At 72.0% G+C, this 17,761-nt stretch carries 18 protein-coding genes and 2 riboswitches; of the genes, 5 read left to right on the forward strand and 13 right to left on the reverse strand.

All coding sequences use genetic code 11. From position 1 onward, the window contains the following. Positions 1-56 precede the first annotated feature (56 nt). Positions 57-148: riboswitch (glycine riboswitch) on the reverse strand. 15 nt (positions 149-163) lie between these two features. From Pta02_RS26690 to clsA, 6 genes are all read right to left on the reverse strand, one after another. After that, complete coding sequence (locus Pta02_RS26690) at positions 164-784, reverse strand: MerR family transcriptional regulator (protein ID WP_203877681.1); 621 nt, start codon at positions 782-784, stop codon at positions 164-166. 144 nt (positions 785-928) lie between these two features. Beyond that, the gene (locus Pta02_RS26695; RefSeq protein WP_203877682.1) at positions 929-1,408 is read right to left on the reverse strand and encodes a bifunctional nuclease family protein; all 480 of its coding nucleotides are present in this window, start codon (positions 1,406-1,408) and stop codon (positions 929-931) included. Between the two features lie 85 nt (positions 1,409-1,493). Next, positions 1,494-2,144, reverse strand: coding sequence for a transcriptional regulator FtsR (ftsR, locus tag Pta02_RS26700; protein WP_239131241.1), 651 nt, complete (start codon positions 2,142-2,144; stop codon positions 1,494-1,496). A gap of 26 nt (positions 2,145-2,170) precedes the next feature. Continuing rightward, a complete protein-coding gene (locus Pta02_RS26705) occupies positions 2,171-2,683 on the reverse strand; it encodes a double zinc ribbon and FHA domain-containing protein (protein WP_203877684.1) in 513 nt (170 codons plus the stop codon). A gap of 267 nt (positions 2,684-2,950) precedes the next feature. Beyond that, entirely contained in the window at positions 2,951-5,452 is a 2,502-nt protein-coding gene (locus Pta02_RS26710) for a mannose-1-phosphate guanyltransferase (RefSeq protein ID WP_203877685.1), read from the reverse strand. Between the two features lie 3 nt (positions 5,453-5,455). Further along, complete coding sequence (clsA, locus tag Pta02_RS26715; protein ID WP_239131250.1) at positions 5,456-6,040, reverse strand: cardiolipin synthase ClsA; 585 nt, start codon at positions 6,038-6,040, stop codon at positions 5,456-5,458. A gap of 117 nt (positions 6,041-6,157) precedes the next feature. Beyond that, positions 6,158-6,270, forward strand: a riboswitch (TPP riboswitch). On the opposite strand from clsA, the gene thiC reads away from it, so the two are divergent. After that, complete coding sequence (gene thiC / locus Pta02_RS26720; protein WP_203877687.1) at positions 6,263-7,993, forward strand: phosphomethylpyrimidine synthase ThiC; 1,731 nt, start codon at positions 6,263-6,265, stop codon at positions 7,991-7,993. Its footprint overlaps the riboswitch before it by 8 nt. Before the next feature lie 14 nt (positions 7,994-8,007). Here the strand turns inward: thiC and Pta02_RS26725 are convergent, their stop codons facing one another. From Pta02_RS26725 to Pta02_RS26740, 4 genes are all read right to left on the reverse strand, one after another. After that, positions 8,008-8,274 (reverse strand): hypothetical protein, encoded by a 267-nt coding sequence (locus tag Pta02_RS26725; protein ID WP_203877688.1) that lies wholly within the window; start codon positions 8,272-8,274, stop codon positions 8,008-8,010. 151 nt (positions 8,275-8,425) lie between these two features. Beyond that, positions 8,426-8,887: a hypothetical protein gene (locus tag Pta02_RS26730; protein WP_203877689.1), complete on the reverse strand. Its 462-nt coding sequence runs from the start codon at positions 8,885-8,887 to the stop codon at positions 8,426-8,428. Positions 8,888-8,953: 66 nt separating this feature from the next. Beyond that, positions 8,954-9,655, reverse strand: a complete 702-nt coding sequence (locus tag Pta02_RS26735) for a response regulator (protein WP_203877690.1) — start codon at positions 9,653-9,655, stop codon at positions 8,954-8,956. Then, positions 9,652-11,424, reverse strand: a complete 1,773-nt coding sequence (locus tag Pta02_RS26740; protein WP_203877691.1) for a sensor histidine kinase — start codon at positions 11,422-11,424, stop codon at positions 9,652-9,654. Before Pta02_RS26740 ends, Pta02_RS26735 begins: the two co-directional genes overlap by 4 nt. 127 nt (positions 11,425-11,551) lie before the next feature. Here Pta02_RS26740 and Pta02_RS26745 point away from each other — a divergent pair, with 127 nt between their 5' ends. The 3 genes from Pta02_RS26745 (at position 11,552) to Pta02_RS26755 (ending at position 13,950) form a co-directional block, all read left to right on the forward strand. After that, positions 11,552-12,142: a class I SAM-dependent methyltransferase gene (locus Pta02_RS26745; protein WP_203877692.1), complete on the forward strand. Its 591-nt coding sequence runs from the start codon at positions 11,552-11,554 to the stop codon at positions 12,140-12,142. A gap of 106 nt (positions 12,143-12,248) precedes the next feature. Further along, the gene (locus tag Pta02_RS26750; RefSeq protein WP_239131242.1) at positions 12,249-13,445 is read left to right on the forward strand and encodes an acyl-CoA dehydrogenase family protein; all 1,197 of its coding nucleotides are present in this window, start codon (positions 12,249-12,251) and stop codon (positions 13,443-13,445) included. Positions 13,446-13,533: 88 nt separating this feature from the next. Further along, positions 13,534-13,950: an SRPBCC family protein gene (locus Pta02_RS26755; protein ID WP_203877693.1), complete on the forward strand. Its 417-nt coding sequence runs from the start codon at positions 13,534-13,536 to the stop codon at positions 13,948-13,950. Here Pta02_RS26755 and Pta02_RS26760 read toward each other — a convergent pair. Continuing rightward, entirely contained in the window at positions 13,947-15,320 is a 1,374-nt protein-coding gene (locus tag Pta02_RS26760) for an APC family permease (protein WP_239131243.1), read from the reverse strand. The two genes, Pta02_RS26755 and Pta02_RS26760, sit on opposite strands and share 4 nt — an antisense overlap. Before the next feature lie 198 nt (positions 15,321-15,518). Between Pta02_RS26760 and Pta02_RS41435 the strand changes: the two genes are divergently transcribed. Then, on the forward strand, positions 15,519-15,983 hold the full coding sequence (locus Pta02_RS41435; RefSeq protein WP_239131244.1) for an Lrp/AsnC family transcriptional regulator: 465 nt from the start codon (positions 15,519-15,521) through the stop codon (positions 15,981-15,983). A gap of 40 nt (positions 15,984-16,023) precedes the next feature. On the opposite strand, the gene Pta02_RS26770 is transcribed toward Pta02_RS41435, so the two are convergent. Together Pta02_RS26770 and Pta02_RS26775 are read right to left on the reverse strand one after the other, a co-directional pair. Continuing rightward, positions 16,024-16,806 carry an enoyl-CoA hydratase/isomerase family protein gene (locus tag Pta02_RS26770; protein WP_203877696.1) on the reverse strand — a complete coding sequence of 261 codons (783 nt, stop codon included), beginning with the start codon at positions 16,804-16,806 and terminating at the stop codon, positions 16,024-16,026. Next, positions 16,803-17,732 carry an alpha/beta hydrolase gene (locus tag Pta02_RS26775; protein ID WP_203877697.1) on the reverse strand — a complete coding sequence of 310 codons (930 nt, stop codon included), beginning with the start codon at positions 17,730-17,732 and terminating at the stop codon, positions 16,803-16,805. The genes Pta02_RS26770 and Pta02_RS26775 overlap by 4 nt, the downstream gene beginning before the upstream one ends. Positions 17,733-17,761 lie beyond the last annotated feature (29 nt).

Here is a 17,761-nt window from a genome sequence, read left to right on the forward strand (position 1 = left end):
GGGCTTTCACCGTCGGTGAGACGCGCCTGGCGGACGCACCTGCTTTCCAGAGTTGCCTCGTCCGTGCGGTACAGGGTGCCTGAGAGATTCCGGGGAGGTTGCTCCTTCGGCGCCCCGATCGGGTCGGGGTCTCTCCCGCACAGGGTCAACAGCTGTATCAACCTTACCCCGTACGGCGGGCCCTGCGGCGGCGGGCCAGCTCATCGGCGTGGTGCTCGGCTAAAGGGCCGTCAGTGGTCTCCGCACGCTCGCCGGGCAATTCCGCCAGAGAGCCCTCCACCTCCTGCCAGACCCGGCCCAGGGCTATGCCGAACACTCCCTGACCCCCCTGGAGGAGGTCGATGACCTCGTCGGGCGAGGTGCACTCGTAGACGCTGACCCCGTCGCTCATCAAGGTGATCTGGGCCAGATCGCTGACCCCCCGGGCGCGCAGGTGATGCACGGCGATGCGGATCTGCTGCAGGGAGACGCCGGTGTCCAGGAGGCGTTTGACGACCTTGAGCACCAGGATGTCGCGGAAGCCGTACAGGCGCTGGGAACCGGAGCCGTGGGCGGCCCTGACGGTGGGCTCGACCAACCCGGTGCGGGCCCAGTAGTCCAGTTGCCGGTAGGTGATCCCGGCAGCGGCACAGGCCGTCGGGCCCCGATAGCCGACGTCGGCGGGCAGGCTCACCGGCTGCCCCTCGAACAGCAGGCCTTCTTCTCCGGCACGCTGGCGCGCCGACCGGCGCCGCCCCGGATCATCCTGGCCGGCCGCCTTTCCTTCGCCGCTGCTGACCGCCACTGCGGACCTCCGGCTTTCTCTCATCCCATGGCCTGATCTGGGGGTTTGCACACGGCCACAGGTTCACTCGCACCGTATGACTGGGGTCCAGCTCAGTCAACGACCCCACTCGGCGCGTCGTGAAGCGTAAATGCACCGAAATTCCTACCCCGCGCGGCCGAAGTCCTCCGGCGAGATCTGGTCAAGGAACTCCCTGAACTTCTCCACCTCGTCTTCCTGGCCCTCCTGATCGTCCGGAATGATCACTCCGGCCTCGCGGACCACGTCCTCACTGGCGAAGATACGCGCGCCGGTGCGCAGTGCCAAGGCGATCGAGTCCGAGGGGCGGGCGCTCACCTCGACGCCGTTGGAGAACACCAGATCTGCGAAGTAGATGCCCTCGCGGAGAGCGACGATGTTCACCGTGCGCAGCCCCACGCCGAGAGCGTCCAGGACATCGCGGAACAGGTCATGGGTGAGCGGCCGCGGCGGCGGCTCCTCCGCCTGGGCCATGGCGATCGCGGTCGCCTCGTTCATGCCGATCCATATGGGCAGATAGCGCTCCCCCCGCGCTTCCTTCAACAGGACGATGGGCTGGTTGGAGGGCATCTCAACCCGAACGCCCACGACCTCCATCTGCAACACGGGCTGCTCCGTCTTTTCGCTGAGTTCCGACCGGTTTCTTCAACGTAACACCCACAGGGCGGAAAGCGCCCGGTCAGGTCCGGCCTCACCTGCCCAGCGCGTCACGTACCCCGGAACGCAGCAGCGAAGCGTGCAGCTCCAGCAGCAGGCCGGAGATCTCCCTGGCCGTCTCGTCCGCCCTGTCGATGGCGCCGGGGCCCTTGCGGCGCAGCAGGGGGGCCACGGCCTGCTCCACCAGTCCGGCCTCCCGCTCGGCGGCGGCCCTGACCGCCCGCAGGTGGCGGGCGTGCAGTCCGAAGGCGGCCAGCGCGCCCACGCTGCGGGCCACGGCGAGGGCCTCGGCGTCGTAGTGGCGGGCCACCGCCGACAGCAGGCCGTAGGCCTCGAGCTCGGTCAGGGTCTCCTCGTCGAGGTCGGCCGCGGCCAGGAGCTCCTCCCGGGTGAGGCGGACCTCGGCGGGCGCCTCGTCGGGGACCGCCCGCGGCCGGGCGACCGGCCGGTCCTCCCGGTCGGCCGCCTCCAGCCGGTCCTTGATCACACGCAGCGGGAGGTAGCGGTCACGCTGCTCGCCGAGGATGTACCGCAGCCGCTCGACGTCGGCGTAGGTGAACTTCCGGTAGCCGGAGGGACTCCGCTCCGGCTCGATCAACCCCTCGCCCTCCAGGAAACGGATCTTGGAGATGCTGACATCGGGGAATTCACCCTGCAGAAGGGCGAGGACCTCCCCGATGCTCATATGCGCACGAGCGGCCTGCGGGCTCATCATCCTCCAGCGGCGCCGCGGGTGAGGAACACCAGACGGAACTTTCCGATCTGCACCTCGTCCCCGCCGTAGAGCGGGACCTCCTCGATCCGTTCGCGGTTGACGTAGGTGCCGTTCAGGCTGCCGACGTCGCGGACGGTGAACATGCCTCCGCCGCGCCGGTAGAACTCCACGTGGCGCCGCGAGACGGTGATGTCGTCGAGGAAGATGTCGCTCTCCGGATGGCGGCCCACGGTGGTGAGGTCGCTGTCCAGCAGGAAGCGGCTGCCGGCGTTCGGGCCGCGCATGGCGACCAGCAGAGCCGTGCCCGGACGCAGCTGCTCGACGGCCTGCCGCTCGGCGAGGAGCGTCTCCCCTGTCTCCGCCTCGTAGGCCTCGATCCCGGACAAGGAGATCGTCGACGTGCTGTCTCCCGGGACCTCAGCTCTGGTCAGCGGCGACCCGCAACGAGAACAGAAACGCGCGTCCTCGGGGTTGGCATGACCGCACTGCGTGCAGTAGACGCTCGGCATCGATCGGCTCGGCCTCCTACCGCGAAGACGCGGCAACGGTGCTCGGGGATGCGCGCCTCGCTTCTTCGCTTCTCAAGTGTTTTCAGACTGCGAATGCCGAAACTTACGCCGCTGAGGCGCAAAGGTCAAGGCGAGCGGTCGACCGCGGGTTCGGTCGTGTCAAAGCTACAGCGGGGCACGGTCCAAGGTCTATATCTGTGCTCATTGCGACGCTGCGCGTCGCAGGGTGCTCGACGGCGGCGCCGAAGCATATGATCTTGTGAGGGGTCACAGGCCCGCGGCGCGTTCCACCACGCGGGCCCAGCGTTCCAGGAGGGTCTGGGCGGAGTCGACGTCGGGGCCCTCGGCCCACAGGTGGGTGACGGCCTCGGCCGGGTCGGGCAGGACCAGGGCCCAGCTGCCGTCCTCGGCGACGACCCGGACGCCGTCGGTGGTGTCGATCCGGTAGCCCTCGGCGGCCTCGATGACCGAGCGCATCACCACGCCCTTGGCCGCCCAGGGGGTGGGCACCGTACGGCGCAGCAGGCGGGCCACGGGGATCCTGGCGTCGATCTGGCTCAGCGACAGCCGGGTCCTGGCGACCAGGCCCAGCAGGCGCAGGAACACCGCCAGGCCGTCCACCGTGGGGCCGAACTCCGGCACGATGAAACCGCCGCGCCCGTCCCCCGCGAAGACCATGTCGGGAGCCTTGGAGGCGGCGGTCAGGGCGTCGATCGCGGTGGAGGTCCACTCGACCTGCACGCCGTGGAACCGGCAGACCTGCTCGGCCACGCGGGTGGTGGTCACCGGCAGCGCCACCCGGCCGCCGCGCCGTTCGGCCGCGACCAGGTCCAGCACGACCAGCAGGGCCCGCTCCTCGCTGATCAGCTGGCCCATCTCGTTGACCAGCGAGACCCGCTCGCCCACCGGGTCGAACCGTACGCCGAAGGCCGCCCTGGAGGAGCTGACGAGCTCCGACAGGCGCTGCAGGTCGCGGCGGCGCTCGGCGAAGGTCTCGGTGGGCGAGGCGTCGTCCAGCCGGTTGTTGACCGTCAGCACGTCCACCCCGACCCGGCCCAGGAGGCTGGGCAGCACCAGCGAGGAGGTGCCGCCCGCGCAGTCGACCACGACCTTCATGTCGGCGTCGCGCACGCCGCTCATGTTCACATAGCGCAGCAGCTCGTGGGTGTAGCCCTCGACCGCCCGCGAGGGGAAGGTGAGCTCGGCGATCTCGCCGGGGAAGGCGCGGCGGAACTCCTGGCGCGAGAAGACCCGCTCCAGCTTGCGCTGGGCCGACTGCGACAGGTCGGCGCCGGTCTCGTCCATGAAGACGATGTCCACGCTCTGCGGGTCGCCGGGGGTGGTGCGCAGCGCGATCCCGCCGACGGCGTTCTCCCTGGCGGTGTGGAAACGCGAGACCGGCAGCGGGGCGGCCTCCAGGTCCAGCACGTTGATGGCGCTGGCGTTCAGGGCGCTGATGACGGCTCTCTTCAGGGCCCTGGCCGCCCGGGAGGAGTCCCGGGAGGTGACGACCGAGGTGCCCTTCCTGAGGGTCGTGGCGTAGGCGCTGGCCAGCCGTACGCACAGCTCCGGGGTGATCTCGACGTTGACCAGCCCGGAGACCCCGCGCGGGCCGAACAGGTTGCGCTGGCCCCGCGACTCCCAGATGACGCTGGTGTTGACGACGGCCCCGGCCTCGACGGTCTTGAACGGGTAGACCTTGACCCCTGAGGAGACGTAGGCCTCGGCCTCGATGATGCACTCGTCGCCGACGACCGCGTTCTCCTCGACCCGGGCCCCCGTCATCAGGTCGGTGTTCTTGCCGATGACGCAGCCGCGCAGGTGGGTGCTCGGTCCCACGTAGACGTTGTCGTGGACGACCGCGCGGTGCAGGAACGCGCCCTCGCGCACCACCGCGTTGCTGCCCAGCACGGTGTACTCGCGCAGCTCCGCCCCGGCCTCGACCTTGGCGTAGTCGCCGACGTAGAGGGGGCCCTTGAGGATCGCGTCGGGGTCCACCACCGCGCCCTCGGCCACCCAGACGCCGGGTGAGAGCTCGAAGGCCCCGATGTCCACCTTGACCCGGCCGGACAGCACGTCGGCCTGGACCCGCAGGTAGCTCTCGTGGGTGCCGACGTCCTCCCAGTAGCCCTCGGCCACGTAGCCGAACAGCGGGGCCCCGCGCTTCAGCAGCTCCGGGAACACGTCCGCCGACCAGTCGACCGGCCCGTCGGCGGAGACCTCGTCGAGGACCTCCGGTTCCATCACGTAGATGCCGGTGTTGACGGTGTCGGAGAAGACCTGGCCCCAGGTGGGCTTCTCCAGGAACCGCTCCACCCGGCCCTGCTCGTCGACGATGACGATGCCGAACTCCAGCGGGTTGGGCACGCGCTTGAGCCCGATGGTGACCAGGGCGCCGTTCTCCCGGTGGAAGCGGATCATGTCGGTCAGGTCGATGTCGGTGAGCGCGTCCCCGGAGATGACCATGAAGGGCGCGTCGCGGAGCTCGTCGGCGGCGTTCTTCACGCTCCCGGCGGTGCCCAGCGGCCGCTCCTCGGTGGCGTAGTACAGGTTCATCCCGAGCTCGTCGCCGTCGCCGAAGTAGTTGCGCACCAGGGCGGCCAGGAACTGCACGGTCACCACGGTCTCGGTGAGCCCGTGCCGTTTGAGCAGGCGCAGCACATGCTCCATGATCGGTCTGTTGACCACAGGGAGCAGGGGCTTGGGCTGGTTCGCGGTCATCGGCCGCAGCCGTGTCCCCTCACCGCCCGCCATGACGACGGCCTTCACTGATCACCTCTTACGGCTTTTGGCTCCTTTGCGGAGCTGCCGCACCTGTACCCAATACAGCACCCCTGACCACCAGTACAGCCCGACACCCCAGATAGCCAGCGACCAGCCGACGATCCGCGCCGGCTGGGCGTACCAGGCGTCGTGGTGGGCCAGGAAGAGCAGGGGGAAGGAATAGAGCAGGTTGGCCGTGGCGGCCTTGCCCAGGAAGTGCACCGGCAGCGCCGGGCCGTACCCGAGCTTGCGCAGGATCGGCGGGATGCCCAGCAGCATCACGTCCCGGAGCGGGATGATCAGTGCCAGCCACCAGGGGATGATGTCCCGCAGGGCCAGACCCAGCAGGGTGGCCAGGATGTAGAGCCGGTCGGCCAGCGGGTCGAGCAGCCGGCCGAGCCTGCTGGTCTGGTTCCACGCCCGGGCGATCTTGCCGTCGAGCCAGTCGGAGAACCCGGCGAGCATCAGCAGCGCGACGGCCCAGCCGTCGGCCTTCGGGCCCAGCACGAGCCAGAGGAAGACCGGGACGCCGAGCAACCTGGCCAGGCTCAGCGCGTTCGGAACCGTCCAGATCCGATCCTCGGTTTCCGATATCTCCGAACTCACCCGTTTATCTCCTCCCCGTGCCTGATAGCGACACTACTGTGTTGACGGCGACGCTTCGCGGATCGGGGAGGGTGGTGATCGGGAGGGGGACGCGCTAGGGTTTCGGCCGACCAACGCGGGAGCCCGGAGAACCGGGCTGAGAGGACGGCTGTCACAGCCGCCGACCGCCAGAACCTGCTCCGGGTAATGCCGGCGAAGGGAGTTTGCGCGATGGCTGACGCGCGGCTGTCCAGTTCCAAGATCTATGTGGGTGACCTGCGGGTCCCCATGCGCCGGGTGCGGCTGACCGACGGGGAGTCGGTGACGCTCTACGACACCTCGGGGCCCTGCACCGACCCGGCCGTGAGCGTCGACGTCACCCGCGGGCTGCCGCGCCTGCGCGAGGAGTGGATCCTCGATCGCGGCGACGTGGCGCGGTACGGCGGGCGCCGGGCCAGGCCGGCCGACGACGGCCATCGGGACCGGGAGTCCTGGGCCCGCGACCTGCGTTCCCTGGACGCGGTCTTCACCGGTGACGAGCGCAGGCCGCTGCGGGCGGCGGGGGCGCCGGTGACGCAGCTGGCCTACGCGCGGCGCGGGCAGATCACCAGGGAGATGGAGTTCGTGGCCGTCCGCGAGGGCGTGACGCCGGAGTTCGTGCGCGAGGAGGTGGCCGCCGGGCGGGCGATCATCCCGGCCAACGTCAACCATCCGGAGAGCGAGCCGATGATCATCGGACGTAATTTCCTGGTGAAGGTCAACGCCAACATCGGCAACTCCGCCGTCACCTCCACCATCCAGGAGGAGGTGGACAAGATGACGTGGGCGACGCGGTGGGGCGCCGACACCGTGATGGACCTGTCCACGGGGCGCAACATCCACACCACCCGCGAGTGGATCATCCGCAACTCCCCGGTGCCGATCGGGACGGTCCCGCTCTACCAGGCGCTGGAGAAGGTCGGCGGCGCCGCCGGGGAGCTGTCGTGGGAGGTCTACCGCGACACCCTCGTCGAGCAGTGCGAGCAGGGCGTCGACTACTTCACCGTCCACGCCGGGGTGCGCCTGGCCCACGTCCCGCTGACGGCCGGGCGCAAGACCGGCATCGTCTCCCGGGGCGGCTCGATCATGGCGGCCTGGTGCCTGGCCCACCACCGCGAGAGCTTCCTGTACGAGCACTTCGCCGACATCTGCGAGATCATGGCCGCCTACGACGTGGCGTTCTCGCTGGGCGACGGCCTGCGGCCCGGCTCGATCGCCGACGCCAACGACGAGGCCCAGTTCGCCGAACTGCGGACGCTGGGCGAGCTCACGAAGATCGCGCACGCGCACGACGTCCAGGTCATGATCGAGGGGCCCGGGCACGTCCCGATGCACAAGATCAAGGAGAACGTCGACCTGCAGCGCGAGCTCTGCGACGACGCGCCGTTCTACACTCTCGGCCCGCTGACGACCGACATCGCCCCCGGCTACGACCACATCACCTCGGCCATCGGCGCGGCGATGATCGGCTGGTACGGCACCGCGATGCTCTGCTACGTCACGCCCAAGGAGCACCTGGGCCTGCCGAACCGCGACGACGTGAAGACCGGCGTGATCACCTACAAGATCGCGGCGCACGCGGCCGACCTCGCCAAGGGGCACCCGGGCGCGCAGGCCCGCGACGACGCGCTGTCGGAGGCCCGGTTCGAGTTCCGCTGGGAGGACCAGTTCGAGCTGTCGCTGGACCCGGACACAGCCCGGTCCTTCCACGACGAGACCCTGCCCGCGGCCCCGGCCAAGACCGCTCATTTCTGCTCGATGTGCGGGCCGAAGTTCTGCTCCATGCGGATCAGCCGGGACATCGCCGACAAGTACGGCGCCGCGGCCGCACCCGGCGACGACGAGGTCGAGGCCGGGATGCGGGCCAAGGCCGAGGAGTTCGCGGCGGGCGGCAACCGCCTGTATCTCCCCCTGGCCGACTGAGCGCCCCGGGGCCGTCAGTCCTCGGTGCCGGGGGCGCGCTCACCCTCCGGGGCGCCCTCGACGCGCCCCTCGGCGCCCCGGCCGGTCTCCTCCCCCAGCCCCGAGGACTCCGCGGGCATGGCCGACCCGACGCCGGAGGCCCGGTCGGCGGGGTTCTGCGGCTCGTCCGGATAGGAGGTCTCGGTCATGGAGCCGGCGGTGCCGACGGTGTCCTCCATGCGCCGGTCGGTGGAGGTGTCGGAGTCCGCCACCCAGCTCTCGTCACGTTCGGTGTCGTTCATGGCGTTAGCCTGCCCGGCAGGCAGCGCTCCTACCGCCGCCTGCGCGAACGGGGGAGGGGGCGTCCCCCGGCCCCGGGGGGCGGGCCGGAAGGACGCCCCCCGCGCGGCGGGAGACCGTCCGTCGCGTCACGGAGCGGTCTCCCGTCCTGCCTCAGGAGCGCCGGACGGCGGCGCGGGGCGACCAGGCCCAGATGAGCACGGCCAGGGTGAGCCCGAACAGGGCCAGGCCGCTGGGCACGTGGGTGCCCAGCAGTTGCCAGGTGAAGTGCTGACCCATGCCGATCAGGAACAGGCCCAGGCTGGCCAGGGCGGGCCAGCCCGCTCCTCGGCCCGGACGCCAGACCAGGACGGCCGCCACGATCTGCAGCAGGGCGATCACATGCACCGCCAGGCCCGCCATGACGTGCGGCTCGGCCAGCATCCCGTCCGCCGGCAGGGCCTGGCCCGTGGCGATGAGGTCCTTGGCCGTCTGCACGGACTGCCCGGCGAAGGAGGCCGCGGTGACCAGTCCGGCCGCCTGGGCGACGACCAGGACGCGCAGGCCGTACAGCAGCCCGGTGGAGACGGGCCGGCCCTGCGGGGGCGCGGATCCCTGGGCGATGACCTCCTGCATGGGATGTGTCCTTCCTTCGGTGAGTGGTCAGGAGCACATCGTGGTCGCCGGGGACGCGGCGCGTCGTCACCCTCCGGGGTGACCCGCCGATCCGCCGCGGGGCGGATTGCGCACCGGGCGGAACCCCGCGTCGACCAGCCCGATCCGGTGGGCGACCACCGCGGCCTGGATGCGGTTGCGCAGGCCCAGCTTGTCCATGGCGGTGGAGACGTGGGTCTTGACGGTCGTGACGCCCACGTGCAGGGTGTCGGCGATCTCGGCGTTGGACAACCCCGTCCCGACCAGGGCCAGCACGTCCAGCTCCCGGTCGGTGAGCCCGGCGGGGACGCGCGCGGTGACCTTCTCCTCGGCCGCCAGCGCCCGCTCCACCACGCGGCGCAGCACCGAGGGGGCCAGCAGCGGCTCCCCGGCCGCGGCGCGGCGCACGGCGTCGACCATCCGCTCCGGCTCGTCGTCCTTGACCAGGAAGCCGATCGCCCCGGCGCGCAGCGCGGCGTAGACGTTCTCGTCCTCGGCGAAGGTCGTCAGGATCACGATCCGCGCGGCCGGCCAGGCGGCCAGGATGCGCCGGGTGGCCTCCAGCCCGTCCATCCTCGGCATGCGCAGGTCCATCAGGAGCACGTCGGGGCGCAGCCGCTCGGCGTGCTGTACGGCCTGCGCACCGTCGACCGCCTCCCCGCAGACCTCCATCTCCCCGGCCGCCTCCAGCAGCATCCGCACGCCCGCCCGCACGAGCGCCTGGTCGTCGGCGATGACGACCCGGATCACCGGGTCTCCTCCACCGGACGGTGGACCCCCGCGATGTCGTACTCGCTCACGCTGTCCTGTCGTCCTTCCTCCCGCCTCCAGGGCAGGATCCTGCGTTGCGGCGTCATGCCGCAAGAATGCGCCGAACTCTCCAGCGGGAGCGTGGCCGCCAGGCGCCAGCCGCCGTCCCCGGTCGGTCCCGCCGACAGGTCCCCGCCCAGCGCCCGCGCCCTCTCCCGCATGCCCGCGATGCCCTGCCCGGAGGAGGGCAGCGCGTCGCGCAGGGCGGGTGAGGGCGCCTCCGCCTCCGGGGTGTCGCCGGGCGGGGGCCCGCTGAGCACGTTGACCTGCAGCGCGTCTCCGGCCACCTTCAGCTCCACTACCGCCGAGGTGCCGGGGCCCGCGTGCTTGAGCACGTTGGTCAGGCCCTCCTGGACGATCCTGGCGGCCGAGGCCCGGGTCACCAGGGGCACCAGCGCGGCCTCGGGACTGGAGCGCAGCTCCACCCTCAGGCCAGCGGCGTTGACCCGGTCCACCGCGTCGTGCACCACCTCCTCCGGTGCGGCGACGGGGAGATGGGCCAGCTCGGGGTCGCGCAGCACGTTCAGCAGGCCGCGCAGGTCCTCCAGCACCTGGTGGCCGGTGCTGCGGATGTCGGACAGCGCCTCGGCGACCGGCCCCGACGGCGCGGCGTACTGGGCGGCGCCGGCCCGCAGCACCATGGCGCCCACGTGGTGGGCCACGATGTCGTGCACGTCGCGGGCGATGCGCTCGCGCTCGGCCAGCAGGTCGGCCCGGGCCCGCTCGGCCGACAGCTGCCTGGCCTCCTCGGCCATGGCCAGTTGCAGGTCCGCGGCGTCCTTGCGGACGCCGAGGTAGCGGCCGATGATGATCGGCGCGGCCACCATGGCCAGCAGGGCGGCGATCCGGGTGGGGGTGACCTGCGACATCTCCTCGCCGACGATGTTGAGGGCGGTCACCCCGGTGGCCAGGACATAGGCCACGATGGTCCACGACCACGAGGCGCGGGTGGCGAAGACGCCCAGGGTGACCAGGAACAGGCCCTGCAGCGAGTTCGCGGCGAAGCCGGCGTTCTGATTGGCCAGCAGGACCAGCACGCCCTGCAGGGCGAAGGCCGTACCCGGCAGCCTGCGCACCAGCCCGGCCGTGATGCCGCAGCCGATCGCGCACCAGCCCGCCGCCCAGACCGGCAGCGGCCCGTCGTTCCACCTGGTCCAGGTGTCCAGGACCATGAAGGCCACCCCGCCGCCCGCCAGGAGCAGATCGAGGGCGGGACGGCGCTCGACCGCGGCCACGGGTTCGATGGGATGGCGCAGATAGCGGCCGACGATGACGGGGATGACCGCCAGGCCCACCGGGAAGTACCAGGCCCCCGCGGTGAACGCGGTGCCGGGGTCGGCGAGGTTGAAGGCGGTGGCGGTCCCGGCCAGCACCGCGCCGGGCACGATCCGCCGCCACGTGTGCCGGTAGGCCAGGACCCCGACCGCGACCGGGATCAGGGTCTGCACGGTGTCGGCGGCGAAGACGCCGAGCCGGTCGCAGACGATGAGCAGGGCCGACTGGTAGAGGCAGATCTCCAGCGGCCAGCGCCGGACGAATCCCATGGGCGTCCCGGCGAGCAGGGACAGGCCGACCGCGGCCGGCCAGGGCACCGGATCGCCCGTCTTGCCGGAGACGAACAGGCCGATGGCGACTGCGGCGCAGGCCAGAAGGACGTCGAACACCGGGCCTCGCGTCCTGGCATCCGGCACCTGAACGCGGGATGTCATAGGCGAACGCTATCCGTCTCCGGCCTCGGATCGCTCCTCCCGGAGAAGGGGCCGTCTCCTCCTAGTGGCCGGAGGATCGGCCGAATGGCTGGTCAACCATCTCAAAAGAGACCCTAATCTTCACTTCATGACCAACGACACCACGCTCTTCCTGGGTCAGTGGGTGCGCTCTCCGGGGGTCACCGGAGCGGTGGCGCCGAGCTCCCGCAGGCTCGCCGAGGCCGTGACGGCGCCGGTCCCCCACCGGGGCGAGCCGGTGATCGTCGAGCTCGGGCCCGGGACCGGCGCGTTCACCGCCGAGATCCAGCGGCGCCTGGGCGGGCGTGGGCACCACCTGGCGGTCGAGATCAATCCGAAGCTGGCGGAGTTCCTGGCCGCCCGCCACCCCCGGGTGGAGGTCATGGTCGCCGACGCGGCCACGCTGCCCGGCCTGCTCCGGGAGCGCGGCCTGCCGTACGCCGACGCGATCGTCAGCGGCCTGCCCTGGGCCGCCTTCTCCGACCGGACGCAGGGCGAGCTGCTGGACGCGGTGGCCACGGCCATGGGGCCGAACACGGCCTTCACCACCTTCGCCTACAGCTTCGCCAAGCGGCTGCCGCCCGCGCGGCGCTTCCGCCGGCGGCTGGAGAGCGTCTTCGAGGAGGTCGTCCTGGGGCGTACGGTCTGGGGCAACATCCCCCCGGCCTTCGTCTACCACTCCCGCCGGCCCCGCGTGTAGCCCTCCGTCCGTGCCGCCCCGGCGTCCGCACGGCCGTCTCCGATCGGCGGCGGGAAACACTCGCCCCTGAACCGAACTTCGTTCTACGATTGCGCACGCAACTAGAATGGAGTTGATCACGGTGGACTTCACGCTCCCGGACAGCGCCCTGGCCGTTCAGCGCGGCATCGCCGACATCTGCGCGCGCTACGACCTGGACTACTGGCAGCGCTGCGAGACCGACAAGCGCTGGCCCGAGGAGGTCTGGGCGGAGCTGGCCAAGGGAGGCTGGCTGGGCCTGGCCGTACCCGAGGAGTACGGCGGGGGCGGACAGGGACTGCTGGAGCTGGCCGTGGCCACCGAGACCCTCTCCGCGTCCGGCTCCGCCGGAGGATCGGCGTTCACCTACGTCCTCACGCCGGGCTTCGGCGCGATGACCCTGGCCCGGCACGGCAGCCGCCGGCAACGCGAGCAGCTGCTCCCCAGGCTCGCCACCGGCGAGATCGAGACCTGCTTCGCCCTGACCGAGCCGGACGCCGGCTCCAACGCCCTGGGCATCTCCACCTTCGCCCGGCGCGACGGCGACGAGTTCGTCGTCAAGGGCCAGAAGATCTGGATCACCGGCGTGCAGCGCGCCACCTGGATGCTCCTGGTCACCCGTACCGTCCCGGCCGCCGAGGCCAAGCCCCGCACCCACGGCATGACCGTCCTGCTGGTGAACGTGCCCGAGGCCGTGGCCGCCGGGCAGCTCTCCTTCCAGCCGATCCCCAAGATGGGCGCCAACACCACCCCGTCCAACATGGTCTTCATCGACGACCTGCGCGTGCCGGCCGCGAACGTCGTCGGCGAGGTCGACCAGGGCGCCGCGGTGCTGTGGGACATCCTCAACCCCGAGCGCATCCTGCTGGCCGCCTCCGCCCTCGGCGGCGCGGAGGTGGCGCTGAAGGTGGCCGTGCAGTACGCCAAGGAGCGCGAGGTCTTCGGCCGCCCGATCGGCGCCAACCAGGCCATCGCCTTCCCCCTCGCCCAGGTCAAGGCCAAGATCGAGCTGGCCAGGCTGATGCTCTACAAGGCCGCCTGGCTCTTCGACAACCAGCGGCCGTGCGGCACCGAGGCCAACATCGCCAAGCTGACCGCCTCGCAGGCGGCCTGGGAGGCGGCCGACCACGCCTTCCAGACCCACGGCGGCATGGCCTACTCGCTGGAGTATCCCGTCGCCCGCCTGCTGGCCGACGCCCGCATCGGCAAGGTCGCCCCGGTCACCGAGGAACTGCTGCTCAACTATCTCGCCACCCAGGTGCTCGGGCTGCCCCGGAGTTTCTGAGCCGTTTGCGGCCCGGGCCAGGCTGACGGACGATTGGCTGGTCCGGAAGCGCACGTGAAGGAACGCAGAGGAACGCGAAGGAGCGTCCATGGCCGTCTACGCCAGCACCGTGATCAACGCACCGGCCGACAAGGTGTGGGACTACCTCAGGGACTTCGCCAACCTGGCCGAGTGGCTGCCCGGCGTCACCAGCTGCGAGATCGAGGGAGGCGGAGCCGCCGAGCCCGGCGCGATCCGCCGGGCCCAGGCCGGCGACAGCCTGTTCCGGGAGCGGCTGCTCACCCTCGACGACACCTCCCGGTCGGCGACCTACGAGATCATCGAGTGCCCGCTGCCGGTCAGCAACTACCGGGCCACCTACCGGGTCGCCCCGGTGACCGACAGCGGCCGCTCCTTCGTCGAGTGGTCGGCCTCCTTCGATTCCGACGACGAGGCGAAGATGAGCAAGATCTTCGCCCGCGGCATCTTCGAGCCCGGCCTGGCCTCCCTGCACAAGCGCTTCTAGGGAGTGCCGGGAGGGCTTCCGGGCCCCACCCGGAAGACCCGGATCCGGGAGGTTCCCGCCGCCCGCCCCAGCCTGGAGATCACCAGGCCCGCGGCGGCCAGGGCGGCGGGGACCAGCAGGTACGGCCCGCAGGAGGCCAGCAGCACGAGGGTGAAGACCGTGGCCACCACGGCCGTGCGGCGCCCGGCCCCGGCCAGCAGGCGGGTCGCGGCGGCCACGCCCACCACGGTGACCGCCGCCAGGCAGGCCGAGGTGGCGCGCATGAGCGGGTCGAGCCCGATCCCGTATGCCAGCGCCACGGCGGTGAGCACCCCGGACATCAGGGCCAGCGCGGCCAGGCTCCGATGCGGCGCCCTCTCCCCCGGCCCCGGCACGGGAGCGCCCGCCTCCGGACCCGGCAGAGGGTCACCCGTCTCCGGGCCTCGCAGGGGGTCACCCGCCCCGCCGCCGTCCCGGCCGGCCGGGGCCGGCGGCCCGGCGAGCCGGGCGGGCAGGGCGCCGTCGCGGGCCAGGGCGGCGCCCAGGCGGGCGCCTCCGGCGACGTAGGTGTTGATCGCGCCGAAGCTCAGCAGCAGGGCCACCACCGCGGTGACCGGACGGGCCGCCTGCCCGGCGCCGTGCTCCAGCAGCAGGGCCAGCGGCACCGGCGAGGTCGCCGCCCGCTCGCCCAGCACGCCGATCGTGGTCACCGCCAGCCCCAGGTAGAGGACGCCGACGATCGCCAGGGTGAGCACGGTGGCCCGCACCAGGTGGCGGCGGGGGTCGGCGAACTCCGCCGACAGGTGGCTGGCCGCCTCCCAGCCGACGAAGGCGAAGAACAGCACCCCGGCCGCGTGGGCGGCCCCGCTCCAGCCGTGCGGGGCGAAGGGCGTGAACGCCTGCGGCCGTACGGCGGGCAGGGCCGCGGCGACGGCGGCGACCAGGAGTGCGACCAGCAGCCCGGCCAGGAGCAGTTGCAGCCCGCCGGAGAAGCGCAGGCCCGCGTGGTTGGCCGCGAACGCCGCGACCAGCAGCGCGCAGGTCACCGCCACGGTGCCGGCCGGTCCCAGGCCCAGGCCCGAGGCGACGTACTCACCGGCGATCATGGCGGCGGCCGGCACCCCGATCGGGACGGTGAAGTAGAACCACCACCCGGTCACCGCCGCCGCCCGCGGCCCGAAGGCCCGGCGCGCGAAGGTCGCCACCCCGCCGCCGTCGGGGAAGCGGCCGCCCAGCGCGGCGAAGGTCAGCGCGACCGGCACGCTGAGCGCCAGCAGGGCGGCCCACGCCACGACCGAGGCGGGCCCGGCGGCGGCCGCGGCCAGATGCGGCAGGGCCAGCACCCCCGGCCCGAGCACCGCCCCGAGGAACAGCCCCGTCCCCCGGGCCATCCCCAGCCCCGGACCCGCACTCCGGGCCCCCGCCGCTCGCCACCCCGGCCCCGGACCTGGACCCGGTCTCCGCGCTGTCTCCGGCATCGTCCACCACCTGTTCCCTCGATCGGCGACTCGCCAGGGAAGGTAGCCAAACGAGCGTCGAATAAGGCGATCCGCCGAACGTTTGATCAGAATCGGGGCAGAATCATCGGCGTGGACGAACTTGATGCGGAAATCATCCGCCTTCTCCAGACGGATGCGCGGCAGTCGAACCGGGAGCTCGCCCGTGCGCTCGGGGTGGCCCCCTCGACCTGCCTGGAGCGGGTCCGGGCGCTCACCCGACGGGGGGTGATCCGCGGCTATCACGCCGACATCGACCACGCGGCGCTCAACCGCGGCGTCCAGGCCATGGTCTCGGTCCAGGTGCGCCCGTTGAGCCGGGCCGTGATCGAGTCCTTCAAGGACTCCGTCAGCCGCCTGCCGCAGGTGCTGAGCGTCTTCGTGCTGGCCGGCGGCGACGACTTCCTGCTCCACGTCGCCGTGCAGGACCTGGACCACCTGCACGGCTTCCTGCTCGACCAGCTCAGCCAGCGTCGCGAGATCGCCGGGTTCCGCACCTCGGTGATCTTCCAGCGGGTGCAGAACAGCGTGATCGGCCGCCTGCCCGACCCGGCCTGACCGGCCCCCGCCGCGGGAGGCGGGGCCCGGCCTCGGACGGTCAGGTGAAGCGCGGCGGGCGCTTGTCCCGTACGGCCCGCACGCCCTCGGCCACGTCCGGCCCGGTGAAGCCGAGGAACTCCATGGCCAGGGAGGCGTCGAAGGACGGCCCCGCCAGGCGGAGCCAGTTGTTCAGGGAGTACTTGGTCAGCCGGATGGCCTCGGCCGACCCCGCGGCCAGGCGGACGGCGATCTCCAGGGCCTTCTCGTGCACCTGCCCGTCGTCGACGCAGAGGCTGACCAGGCCCATCGCCTCGGCCTGCTCGCCGGTGACCGGCTCGCACAGCAGCAGGTGGTACTTGGCCTTGGCCAGGCCGCACAGCAGCGGCCAGACGATCGCGGCGTGGTCGCCGGCGGCGACGCCGAGCCGGGTGTGACCGTCGATGATCTTCGCGTTGCGCCCGGCCACCGAGATGTCGGCCAGCAGGGCGACCGCGAGCCCGGCGCCGACCGCGGGGCCCTGGATCGCCGAGACGACCGGCTTGGAGCAGTCGAGCACGTTGTAGACGATGTCGCGGGCCTCGGTGAACACGCGCATGCGCGTACCGTGGTCGCGCATCATCTCCTCGATCATCGACAGGTCGCCGCCCGCGGAGAAGGCCTCGCCCTCCCCCCGGACGACGACGGCGCGCACGTCGTCGTCGCGGTCCACGTCGCGCCAGATCTCGGCCAGCTCGCGGTGGCCGGTCATGTCCACCGCGTTGAGACGGCGCGGCTCGCTGATCACGATCCTGAGGACCCCGTCGGCCGCCCAGTCGATCTTCAGCTTCTCGTAGTCCTTCACCGGAACGCCTCCTTCAGTCGCGCGGCGGCGTACTCGCGCGCCTCGATCGCCTGGTCGAAGAAGCCGGGCAGGCCGTAGAAGCCGTGGACGGCCCCCTCGTAACGCCGTACCTCCACCGGCACCCCGGCCGCCGCGAGCCGGGCGGCGTAGGCCTCGCCCTCGTCGCACAGCGGGTCGCACTCGGCGACGATCACCGTCGCCGGCGCCAGGCCCGCCTTGTCGGCCAGGCGGAGCGGGGCCAGCCTGGGGTCGGCCGGGTCCCCGCCGTACTGCCGGGCGAACCAGGCCATCTCGTCGGCGCCGAGGCCGAAGCCGGTGGCGTAGGTCCGGTAGCTGGGGGTGTCCATGGCGACGTCGAGCACCGGGTAGACCAGCACCTGGTGCACCGGCCGCAGCCCGGCGTCCCTGGCCAGCCAGGCCGCCACGGCGGCGATGTTGCCTCCCGCGCTGTCGCCGACCAGCGCGATCCGCTCCGGGTCGGCCCCATAGGCCTCGGGCCGGACGAAGACGTCCCTGACCGCGGCCCAGCCGTCGTCGGCCGCGGCCGGGAAGGGGTGCTCGGGGGCGAGCCGGTAGTCCACCGAGATCACCACCGCGCCGTTGCGCACCGCCAGGTCCCGGGCGAGCGCGTCGTTGCGGGCCACGCTGCCGAAGACCCACCCGCCGCCGTGGAAGTAGACGATCGCCGGCAGCGGCCGGTCGTCCTCGACGGGCCGGTAGACCCTGACCGGCACGCCGACCGGGGTCCCGCCGCGCACGAGCTCGTCACGCACGACCGGCAGCGGCACGATCGGCCCCCGCTGCTCGGCGAAGCCGTCCAGGGCCCGCATTTCGGCGATCTTCTCGGGGGCGAGCTCGGAGAGGGGCGTGCCCAGATCGGTGGGGAACAGCTTCAGGTAGGCCTCGGCCTGGGGGTGCAGCGCCATGATCGCACCATACCCCCCGCCTCCCGGCC

Origin of the sequence: Paraplanobispora takensis, assembly GCF_016863195.1 — a bacterium.
In the GTDB taxonomy this organism is placed as follows: Bacteria; Actinomycetota; Actinomycetes; order Streptosporangiales; family Streptosporangiaceae; genus Planobispora; species Planobispora takensis.

Bases quoted from the DNA above. Each gene is read 5' to 3' on its own strand.
- Pta02_RS26725 (WP_203877688.1), bottom strand. From the start codon at position 8,274: ATGAACGACACCGAACGTGACGAGAGCTGGGTGGCGGACTCCGACACC.
- Pta02_RS26705 (WP_203877684.1), bottom strand. From the start codon at position 2,683: ATGCCGAGCGTCTACTGCACGCAGTGCGGTCATGCCAACCCCGAGGAC.
- thiC (WP_203877687.1), top strand. From the start codon at position 6,263: ATGGCTGACGCGCGGCTGTCCAGTTCCAAGATCTATGTGGGTGACCTG.
- ftsR (WP_239131241.1), bottom strand. From the start codon at position 2,144: ATGAGCATCGGGGAGGTCCTCGCCCTTCTGCAGGGTGAATTCCCCGAT.
- Pta02_RS26750 (WP_239131242.1), top strand. From the start codon at position 12,249: ATGGAGTTGATCACGGTGGACTTCACGCTCCCGGACAGCGCCCTGGCC.
- Pta02_RS26760 (WP_239131243.1), bottom strand. From the start codon at position 15,320: ATGGCCCGGGGGACGGGGCTGTTCCTCGGGGCGGTGCTCGGGCCGGGG.
- Pta02_RS26775 (WP_203877697.1), bottom strand. From the start codon at position 17,732: ATGGCGCTGCACCCCCAGGCCGAGGCCTACCTGAAGCTGTTCCCCACC.
- Pta02_RS26755 (WP_203877693.1), top strand. From the start codon at position 13,534: ATGGCCGTCTACGCCAGCACCGTGATCAACGCACCGGCCGACAAGGTG.
- Pta02_RS26730 (WP_203877689.1), bottom strand. From the start codon at position 8,887: ATGCAGGAGGTCATCGCCCAGGGATCCGCGCCCCCGCAGGGCCGGCCC.
- Pta02_RS26740 (WP_203877691.1), bottom strand. From the start codon at position 11,424: ATGACATCCCGCGTTCAGGTGCCGGATGCCAGGACGCGAGGCCCGGTG.
- Pta02_RS26745 (WP_203877692.1), top strand. From the start codon at position 11,552: ATGACCAACGACACCACGCTCTTCCTGGGTCAGTGGGTGCGCTCTCCG.